The sequence below is a fragment of the Brasilonema bromeliae SPC951 genome (assembly GCF_012912135.1).
GTDB lineage: Bacteria > Cyanobacteriota > Cyanobacteriia > Cyanobacteriales > Nostocaceae > Brasilonema > Brasilonema bromeliae.
Map to the genome: position 1 here is coordinate 1 of NZ_QMEB01000286.1, position 7,507 is coordinate 7,507.

The 7,507-nt window shown below is 44.4% G+C and carries 5 protein-coding genes and 2 pseudogenes; 5 read left to right on the forward strand and 2 right to left on the reverse strand.

Annotation, left to right across the window (positions count from 1 at the left end; translation table 11 throughout):
* Positions 1-220: 220 nt before the first annotated feature.
* Positions 221-2,353 carry an NAD(P)/FAD-dependent oxidoreductase gene (locus tag DP116_RS25525; protein ID WP_169157819.1) on the reverse strand — a complete coding sequence of 711 codons (2,133 nt, stop codon included), beginning with the start codon at positions 2,351-2,353 and terminating at the stop codon, positions 221-223.
* Between the two features lie 157 nt (positions 2,354-2,510).
* Here DP116_RS25525 and DP116_RS25530 point away from each other — a divergent pair, with 157 nt between their 5' ends.
* The gene (locus tag DP116_RS25530; protein ID WP_048866956.1) at positions 2,511-2,744 is read left to right on the forward strand and encodes a hypothetical protein; all 234 of its coding nucleotides are present in this window, start codon (positions 2,511-2,513) and stop codon (positions 2,742-2,744) included.
* A gap of 198 nt (positions 2,745-2,942) precedes the next feature.
* Here DP116_RS25530 and cimA read toward each other — a convergent pair whose 3' ends face one another.
* Positions 2,943-4,565: a citramalate synthase gene (gene cimA, locus DP116_RS25535; RefSeq protein WP_169157820.1), complete on the reverse strand. Its 1,623-nt coding sequence runs from the start codon at positions 4,563-4,565 to the stop codon at positions 2,943-2,945.
* Positions 4,566-5,040: 475 nt separating this feature from the next.
* Here cimA and DP116_RS29750 point away from each other — a divergent pair, with 475 nt between their 5' ends.
* The 4 genes and pseudogenes from DP116_RS29750 to DP116_RS30825 form a co-directional block, all read left to right on the forward strand.
* Positions 5,041-5,331 (forward strand): hypothetical protein, encoded by a 291-nt coding sequence (locus DP116_RS29750; protein ID WP_246275791.1) that lies wholly within the window; start codon positions 5,041-5,043, stop codon positions 5,329-5,331.
* A gap of 131 nt (positions 5,332-5,462) precedes the next feature.
* Entirely contained in the window at positions 5,463-5,849 is a 387-nt protein-coding gene (locus DP116_RS25545) for a hypothetical protein (protein ID WP_169157821.1), read from the forward strand.
* Positions 5,850-5,997: 148 nt separating this feature from the next.
* Positions 5,998-7,137 (forward strand): annotated as a pseudogene (gene thiO / locus DP116_RS25550) (glycine oxidase ThiO); the annotation flags it as partial.
* A 126-nt stretch (positions 7,138-7,263) separates the two neighbouring features.
* Positions 7,264-7,507 (forward strand): annotated as a pseudogene (locus tag DP116_RS30825) (glycine oxidase ThiO); the annotation flags it as partial.

Sequence of the window (7,507 nt, forward strand, 5' to 3'; positions counted from 1 at the left end):
AGGGGGTCGCAGTCTTGGCGGTTCCCGTCGATTGCGAACCCCCGAACCCGGAGGGCTTCCCGTAGGGTAGCAACTGCCGTTAGCGCAGCGTGTCCGTTCGGCACGGGGCCGTGGCCGTACCCGCTAGGGCTCAGGACATACCCGGAGGGCTACGTCTCTACATTGCCGTCTTGATCGCGGTTTTGGTCTTATCCCAAGCGTATTGGCTAATAACTAATGACTAAATAATTTCTGGCTTCTGAAGCATCGCTTTTGATGTCACCTGAGAGACGAGATTTTGCGGACGTGCAATGCCTGCTGTGAGAGAATAGTTAATCGCCAATAGTTGCAACCATAATGCTGGATATCGTATTTCCAGCATTGGACCAATTCGACGAAGGAAACGCGGGAACCATCCATTCAGCAAAGCCCGGACAAAAGCATGGCGACTAAAGTCAAGATAGTTTCTAGTCCATCTCAGTAAATCCTTGGCACCTGCAAGTTCCCAAATCCACAGAAGCAATGCTGGGTTATTGCGAGCTGCTTTCAGCGCCAGTCGATTGAAGGTGAACCAATCAAATCTATCTTTGATAAAATTATCTGACACTTGTGGGGGTTCATCTGCCAACAGCCCAAAGAAGTTGTTGAGCATAGAGTTGATTCTTTGCGGTGGTATAAATTTTCCGGTGGGAACCATCATCCCTTTGGAAAACATCCAAGTGACGGCAATATTATTTTGAAAGGCGCGAATTTGGTTCAAATGCCGGAAACTCACCAAGTCGTGTTTGAGAGCAGTATCCAAAAGAGTTGTCAGGCGTTCTAAGTTGCGAACTAAAGAACCAAAACCAGTGAAAACTAGGGGAGACTGGAGTGATGCTGCATCTCCTATGGCTATTAAGCGGTCAAAAGCAACTGTGCGATCGCGACTCCCCACACTAAAATGCCCCGGTATATACCCAAATGTCGGCTTTTTCCACACCAGCTTATCCATATCACAACGGCGATACTCTGGCAAAATTGTGAAAAAGTCCTCGTATATCTCTAATAAGGAACCGGGATTTTTTGGATGAACTTCGTGGTAATGAAATAAATAAATCGTCAGTTCTTCATCTGCCCCAGGAAACAATTCCCAAATCAACTGTCGTCCTCGCGAAATATCGCCATGACTGTAGAGAACATCTCCGTACTGAGAATCCCATACCCCAGGCTCAAATCCACGCGAAATCACTGCTCCTACAGTCGGACAAACACTGTCAAAGGCACGACCACCATTCAATTGCCACGCAATTGGTGAAGCGGTTCCCATCGCATCCACTAACAATCGCCCGCTCACTTGCTTCTCTGTTTGAGTGGTTAAATCCTTGACACTAACAACAACTTGTGTGTTATGCACATCTGCCCGGATGAACTCTGTTTCATCCCAAATTTCACCGCCTGCTGCTCGTAGCTTTTGTCCACACATATGCAACCATTTTTCGGAATCTAAAGCCACGTTTAGTACTGTGGGCGTATGCAAAACAGGTGCTTTTAAGTTCCTGGGATTATTGGCATCAAATAACTTATTAAATCCATCTTTATACTCCCGCGCAATGATTGATTCCAATTCTGCTGTCGTTAGCAAACCTAAGTTAATCAAACTTTGAATCTCATCACGGGAAATATTCCATTCTCGGTTCATTCGTCCAAAGGGCATCCGTTCGATCAGCAGCACTCGGTAACCCAGTCTTGCCATGACTGCTGCATGGATAACGCCAAGCGCCCCACCGATGTAGATGAGGTCATATTGGGGGTGCAGGGAAGAATTAGTATCGGTGCTCTCCCCTGCTCCTGGGCTCCTCTGCTCCCCTGCTTTACTTCTATGGGAGAACACTACCTGACGCGGTTGCTGGGGATTCCGCACACCTTCGCGCCATCGTTGCTCCCACCAGTAGACTCGCTTCAGATCATATTCGCCATTGGGCATTTTCTGAAAATATTTGACAGTTAGAGGATAGTATGGAGCAAGTGCCTCAAAAATCGATTGCTCAGATAAATTAATCGTTGGGGGTTCAGGGTATTCATGGGGAAACCGGCTTCTTATCCCAGTAGTGAGCCTTTGCAGAATTTGTTGCTCTCTGGGGAAGGGTTTATCTGCCCAACGGAATACTTTTAAATACGTAGTTCGTTGCACTGACCAGACGAAGACGGAAAGTTCACTAGGTAACTTTTCCGAAACAATTTCCGTGCTAATTGTAGTATTAGAAACTCTCAGGCGAAAGCCTTGCGGAGTCAGGACTTTTTCAACAGTAGTTCCCGGTTCAAAATCAGTATCCAACCAATGACACACAGCTGTTGTATCAGAAGTGGAAATTTCCAGGTAAAGAATCTCTTGCATTTTTTTCTCAAATCTCCGAATCTATGTATTGAGACAGATTTCACAAAGGGATAGAGTATAGTAAGATGCGCCCTATCTGTCTCATCCCTGTTTAGTAAAGAAATATTAAGACTTTTTCAGATTTATTGTTCATTCTTTGTTTTTGTAAACACACGCCATGAATTATCCCATTCCAGACAGCCCACAAGAAATTGTTGCCTTGAGACAAAAACCGATTGATGAAGAAATGGTTGCTGCTGCGATCGCTGGTGTCATCAAAATTGTTCGTGCTCAAGGTCAATCCTTAGAAGATTTAACTGCCCAAGTGCTAGCCGACGACAGCCTGCTAGACTTACAACAAAGACGCTGGCTCAGCCAAGTCGTTGCTCAAGCTTGGGAAAATTTCTCGTAAGAGAGGTTTCGTGGTTAGTCAGTCGCACTTTCGTGGTTAGGCACAAGTTGTGATCAAACAACTAACAACTAACAACTCATCATACAGTCAACTCACAAAGCCAAATTGCCAATCACCTTCGTGGTGTGAGAGCTTCAATAAATTGTCTGAGATTGGCAATCTTGACTAAAAACTCAAAACTCAGCATCAATGAGCGGTTCAGTTTCCACTCGAAGTACTCAAAGCTGCTTGTGCTTGAGAGTGTAACAAAAGACCATATTCTAAACCTTCTACCACAGCTTGATAAGAAGCCTCCAAAATATTTGTGGAAACGCCTACTGTAGTCCAGCGTTGATAACTATTACGCGACTCTACCAAAACGCGGGTTTTCGCTGCAGTCCCGGTGTGTCCATTCAGAATTCGTACTTTATAATCTGTCAACTCAAACTCAGCTATATGGGGATAGAAATTCCTCAAAGCCTTGCGTAAAGCTGCATCCAAAGCTGCAACAGGTCCATTTCCATCTGCAGCTTCTAGAATATCCTTATTCTTGACAGCGACTTTTATAGTCGCAAGAGCGTTAGTCGCTTCTTTCCCCTCAACCAAATCACAATGAACTTGAAAACCTTTGATTTCAAAAAAAGACTGGCGACGACCTAACGCTTCGCGCATCAACAACTCAAAACTCGCCTCCGCAGCCTCAAATTGATATCCTTCACTCTCTAAAGCTTTGAGACGTTGCAGAATTTGCCCTGTTGCTGGATTATTCTTATCGAGTTCAATACCAAAAGTGCGAGCTTTCGCTAAAACGTTACTAATTCCAGACTGTTCAGAAATGACAATGCGGCGACTATTTCCGACTTGTTCCGGCTGAATGTGTTCATAAGTCAGAGGATTGCGTTCCACAGCCGATACATGAAGACCACCTTTGTGAGCAAAAGCCGAACGTCCCACAAAAGCAGCATGCTCGTCAGGAGCAAGATTGACAACTTCACTCACGAAGCGACTCGTTTGGGCCAGTTCAGATAACTGACTATCTTCAATACACTTGTAACCCAGCTTCAGTTGCAAATTGGGAATTAACGAACAAAGATTGGCATTGCCGCAGCGTTCACCATATCCGTTGATCGTACCTTGTACCATCTTCACTCCTGCCATGACAGCAGCCAAGGCGTTGGCAACTGCGGTATCAGAATCGTTGTGAGTATGAATTCCTAGCTGCGTCTCACCAGGAATTGATTTTACCACATCTGTGACAATTTGAGTCATTTCATGGGGTAAAGTGCCACCATTGGTATCGCAAAGAGCTATCCATTCAGCACCAGCAGAGATTGCCGTCTGTAAGGTCTGTAAAGCGTAATCTGGATTTTGCTTATAGCCATCAAACCAGTGTTCTGCATCGTATATAACGCGACGCCCTTGAGAACGAAGATACTCAATCGTATCCTGTATCATCGCTAAATTTTCTGTGAGGGTTGTTCTGAGTCCTTCTGTGACGTGTAAATCCCAAGACTTACCAACAATTGTCACCCAGCGAGTGCCAGCAGCAAGAATTGGTTGCAACATTGGATCATCTGCTGCTGTTTTGTGAGGACGTCGAGTATAACAAAAGGCAACAATCTCTGCTTGTTGAAGCGGCTCTTCTTGGAGATGCCAAAAAAATTGTACATCCTTAGGATTTGCCCCAGGCCAACCTCCCTCTATAAAGGGAATTCCCAGTTTATCTAGCCTCCGGGCAATGCGTAACTTATCTTCTATAGACACCGATAACCCTTCACGTTGAGTGCCATCCCGTAACGTTGTGTCATAGATCCAAAGTTGGTGTGAGGAATTTGCGGTCATAAGATGCGAACTCTTGGAGACAACTTTCAAGCTAATGTGTAAGTATAGTTAAGGATAGAACAATAAAACTAACGCAGAGTATTTCTTTATTGAGGAGAACTCAGAGCACAGAATTTAGAACATCCTCATCAAAAGATTAGCAGGATTTAACAATATCGCTTCTTAAGCAAAACCAGAGTTTTGAGTCTGATAAGGGAGATTAAGAGAAAAATTTTCCGGACTCATTGCTTGAAACTTAGAAACTGAAGTCAAGCATCGTTTCTTTCAGGTTTTTTGCAGGATTCCCCAGAACTGTAAAGTAGGGTGTTGAGTGTAGCGCCCCTGCTACCTACCGCCAATTGTATAGTGCCAATATAGATATGGACAAGGTACTTGAGTTTTTTCGAGTCTTGGGTTATCGATTATATATTGTTTCTGTGTTTTTCTGCATCGAAATGAATTGTTACAATACAACAAAAAGCTAAAGTGATCACAAATGCCCAAGGCACAAACTCAAGGTCAGACAGCCAACGTCGTCGTACTTGTCTTTGCCAGACAACAGAAAGAATTTCTTTCAAAAACGCCTTGGCACCATACGCGCGAACGCGGAGCCAATCTGCCGCAAATATTGCTGCAAAATGGTGTTGACCTCTACAATAACGATGCTAAGGTAGTAAACTATTGGAACCTTGGTAGCTGCAATCCTTGTGCAGTTCTTGTAGAAGGTGAAGTGTCTAAGCTCAAGCGCGAAAAGCGCGGCGGTCACTACCTCCCCATTGTTCAGTAAGCAAGGGTGCGTTTGGCATGTCAAACCAAGGCTTTGGGCAATGTGAAACTGACAAGATTTGATCAATTTTCGGAACCCTAGGTTCTCAAAGACTTTGAACATCACAAGTTTAAGACGGAGAAATTAACGATATGGGTAGATGGACACCACTTATTCTTATGGCTGGAGGCTTAGCAATTTTGCTTGGGACATTGCTAGGCATTAGTTTTCCTATGGGTGGACAAAATACTGCACAAGCACCTGCACCCACAACTACACAAAGACCGAAAGAATCAAAAGTTCTCCCAGCTAATATCGATGTTAATAGCACTGCGGCTGGGAATGGTTCTGCAGAAAAGAAAAATAACATTGCTGCCCAGACAAATCAGAACAGCGAAACGAATAACAAGCAAAAACAAGATGATGACACAGGCGCTGCCAACAATCAGCCAACAGGTGGTCAATCATCCGGTAACAATCAATCCTCTCCCGACACAAATCAGAATCAGAACAACGAACCAATTCGAGCCTTATGGTAGTAGGTCATTAGTTAGAAGTTACAACTTATGAGTTACAAGTTATGAGTTATGCGTTATGAGTTATAAGTCACGAGTTATTAGTCCAAAGTCCATTGACAATTGACTATTGACTCTTGACTAATCACTAATGACTAATGACTAATGACTAATGACTAGTGACGTTTTAATTATTGGTGGCGGCGTCATCAGTATGGCGATCGCCATTGAATTAAAGTTACGCGGTGCCAAAGTGACAGTCGTCAGCCGCGATATTCACGCAGGTGCTACTCATGCTGCTGCTGGGATGTTAGCACCGGGTGCCGAAAGAATCTCAGACGAAGCGATGCAAGAGTTATGCATGCGCTCTCTGTATTTATACCCTGACTGGACGCGTAAGCTCGAAGAGTTTACTAGTATCAATACTGGTTATTGGTCTTGCGGTATCCTGGCTCCAGTTTATCAGGACGAGACAACGGAACAAGGGGAAAAAGGAGCGAAACAGGAAAAGAGTGAGAGAGGAAAGGAAACTTCCCTCACTCACTCCTCTTCCCCTACTTACTGGCTAGAAAAAGAAGCCATTCATCAATATCAGCCAGGATTGGGAGAAGAAGTTGTTGGAGGTTGGTGGTATCCTGAAGACGCACAAGTAGACAATAGGGCATTAGTGCAAGCACTGCTAACAGCTGCTAAATCTCTTGGCGTTGAATTCAAAGAAGGTATTGTCGTTGAAGGAATTCAACAGCAGCAACGGCAAGTTGTTGGTGTACAAACAAGTGCAGGAGTCCTTCATGCACAACATTATGTTTTGGCAGCAGGTGCTTGGTCAAACTCATTGTTTCCTTTCCCTGTGCGTCCTGTCAAAGGTCAAATGCTGAGTGTGAAAGTACCAGAATTTGTGCCAGATTTATCCTTGACACGGGTTTTGTTTGGAGAAGAAATTTACATCGTACCGAGGCGCGACAGACGAATTATTATTGGTGCGACAGTTGAAGATGTTGGTTTCACTCCCCACAACACGCCAGCAGGAATTCAAACCTTACTACAAAGGGCTATTCGTCTATTTCCCCAAATACACAATTACCCCATTCAAGAATTATGGTGGGGATTTCGCCCTGCGACTCCAGATGAATTACCTATTCTTGGCACCAGTCCTTGTGAAAACTTAACCATTGCCACAGGTCATTATCGCAATGGTATTCTTCTAGCACCCATAACAGCAAGATTGCTAGCTGATTTGATTCTCGAACAAAAAACAGATCCTTTACTATCTCATTTCCACTACTCGCGCTTCCACACCAAGTCATCTACTACCCCAATGCTTACTTACCCCACACTCAAAACTCAGAACTCAGAAACCGCAGCTAGGAATTTAGAACTCAGCACTTTAGAAGATTCACCACTCCAAATAGCCGGAAAAACTTTCCAATCTCGCTTGATGACGGGAACTGGCAAGTATCGCAGCATCGAGGAGATGCAACAAAGTGTTGTCAAGAGTGGTTGTCAAATTGTCACTGTTGCGGTAAGGCGAGTACAAACCAATGCCCCTGGACATGAAGGTTTAGCCGAAGCATTAGATTGGACAAAAATCTGGATGTTGCCTAATACTGCCGGTTGTCAAACTGCAGAAGAGGCAATTCGTGTGGCACGTTTGGGGCGAGAAATGGCAAAACTTTTAGGAC

Excerpts from the sequence above, each read along its gene's own strand:
- DP116_RS25525 (WP_169157819.1), bottom strand. The coding sequence starts at position 2,353 with ATGCAAGAGATTCTTTACCTGGAAATTTCCACTTCTGATACAACAGCT.
- DP116_RS25530 (WP_048866956.1), top strand. The coding sequence starts at position 2,511 with ATGAATTATCCCATTCCAGACAGCCCACAAGAAATTGTTGCCTTGAGA.
- cimA (WP_169157820.1), bottom strand. The coding sequence starts at position 4,565 with ATGACCGCAAATTCCTCACACCAACTTTGGATCTATGACACAACGTTA.
- DP116_RS29750 (WP_246275791.1), top strand. The coding sequence starts at position 5,041 with ATGCCCAAGGCACAAACTCAAGGTCAGACAGCCAACGTCGTCGTACTT.
- DP116_RS25545 (WP_169157821.1), top strand. The coding sequence starts at position 5,463 with ATGGGTAGATGGACACCACTTATTCTTATGGCTGGAGGCTTAGCAATT.